3 protein-coding genes are annotated in these 1690 nt (G+C 55.9%); all 3 read right to left on the bottom strand.

The window, feature by feature from the left end; translation table 11 throughout:
* Nucleotides 1-186, bottom strand: a 186-nt coding sequence (locus tag VLA04_03670) for a hypothetical protein (protein ID HSI20773.1), incomplete at its 3' end; no start/stop codon positions are given.
* Complete coding sequence (locus tag VLA04_03665; protein HSI20772.1) at nucleotides 183-1355, bottom strand: ThiF family adenylyltransferase; 1173 nt, start codon at nucleotides 1353-1355, stop codon at nucleotides 183-185. The genes VLA04_03670 and VLA04_03665, both read right to left, overlap by 4 nt.
* Nucleotides 1337-1690, bottom strand: a 354-nt coding sequence (locus VLA04_03660) for a hypothetical protein (GenBank protein HSI20771.1), incomplete at its 5' end; no start/stop codon positions are given. The genes VLA04_03660 and VLA04_03665, both read right to left, overlap by 19 nt.

Genomic DNA, 1690 nt, shown 5'->3' with positions numbered 1-1690 from the left:
TATTCCAGCGGTAGCTAGTTCCAGGTTTGGACGTACAATTATGCCATCTTCCAAAATGGCCACATCCCATGGCTGGTTATTGTGTGCGGAGGGCGCAAGGGCGGCAAATTGCAGCCAAAACTTGAGCTTTTCACGCAGTGTCCATCCCTCATTGTACGCATCTACGTCAAAATCCCAGGCGCTCATAGTGGATCCTCCAGGCGGTTAAAGATGAGGTCAAAGCCAAGGTCAAATTCGTCAGTCAAACGCTGCCGTTCGGCCGTTGCCTTGGGGGAATTGAAGGCTGGGTCAATGTCGCGGTCAAAGTGTACCGTGTAACGGCCGGATGGCATCTCTTCGCCGGTCAGAATACGCCGTGCGGTATAGCTGGTGGCTGCCCCGGAGAGAATGGCGGCATTGCCTAGCTGGGGCCACGAAGGCAGGGTCTGGCCTACCTGCATGAGGGAGTACTGGGTGCGAGGGGTGATATCCGAGCCCACAATGGCACTGGCCAGTTTTACCTTTTCAGAGTTAGGCATGGTGGCGCTTGCCCGGCTAAGAAGCTCCTCGTCTGCGCGCCCGTGGAAGAGGGGCCGGTCTGGTTCCAGGTCAAAGCGTTCCACGTCGATGATGGTATTGTCCCCGTTGTCGGTAGCCATGATGACCGGTACCCCTAGTTCCCGTGCTTTGCGACGGGTAAGCACCTTGAGGAGGATGTCATCTACCTCTTCAATGAAAAGATCTAGTTTGCCACCTTCAACAAAGAAAGCATCCAGCTTTTCTTCGGTGACACCATCCCAGAAAGGCACCAGCTCTGCGTAAGGGTTAATCTCATAGACCCGCCGCATGGCAGCAGTCAGCTTGGGAACCGTCAGGTCACACACAGAACCAAAGAGGCGGTTCAGGTTGGTGATGGACAGGGTGTCGTGATCGGCCAGGCGAAGGTGCTTGCCGCCTCCGGAAAGGACGAGGGCATTCAGGACGGACGAGCCTACGCTCATGCCTGCAATGCCGATCTTTGCGCCGTAGAAAGCCTGCTGCTCCTCTTCTGTGATGAGGAACTTGTTACGTGCGGTGCGGAGCTCGTGGAAGGTTTCTTCATCTGGCAGGTGGACCAGGGTGTTCTTCCAGGGAAAGTAGGCCCATTGGGATTTTTCTTCCACATGAGGGGCGCCCCAGGCATCCGCATCCCAAGCGGCGCGGGTTGCCTTGGCTTCGGAAGAGCCAGGCATGAGGTGGGGGAAGCGGATCTTAAAGAGGTCATCCAGCGCCTCAGGCATGGCCTTAATGACTAGCGGCGCATGTTCCTCCTTGAGGGCAGCTAGCGCCGGGTCATCCACACGGTAGAATTGTGGCGTTACTGCTTGCTGGTCCATCGGTGTTTGATCTTTATCTCAAATTCCGGGGCACCGTAGGCCAGGAGGTGGATGCGTGGCCGGGCCTTGGCTCCCATTTCGCTGTAGAGCTTGTTGTACTCGCTGTTGTACTTACGCAGGCTGCCCATGACGGCTTCCTGTATCTCAAACGCCAGTGACTCGCTCTGTTTCTTGTCGCGCCGGAGTTCCACGTAGAGGTGGAGGGTTTGGTTCTGCTTGCGGTCGTACTCGCTGCGCAAGACAAATTTTCCGGTAATACGTTCCTGGAGCTCGTGACTCTCTAGCCCATATTTAATGTTCTCCGGAAAGATATCGAGGGCGTAAAAGGTGGTTGA

This window comes from Verrucomicrobiia bacterium (assembly GCA_035460805.1).
In the GTDB taxonomy this organism is placed as follows: Bacteria; Patescibacteriota; UBA1384; order CAILIB01; family CAILIB01; genus DATHWI01.
The sequence above is the reverse complement of the archived record's forward strand: the minus strand, read 5'-3'. Positions and strand labels throughout refer to the sequence as shown.

Excerpts from the sequence above, each read along its gene's own strand:
- VLA04_03665 (HSI20772.1), bottom strand. The coding sequence starts at position 1,355 with ATGGACCAGCAAGCAGTAACGCCACAATTCTACCGTGTGGATGACCCG.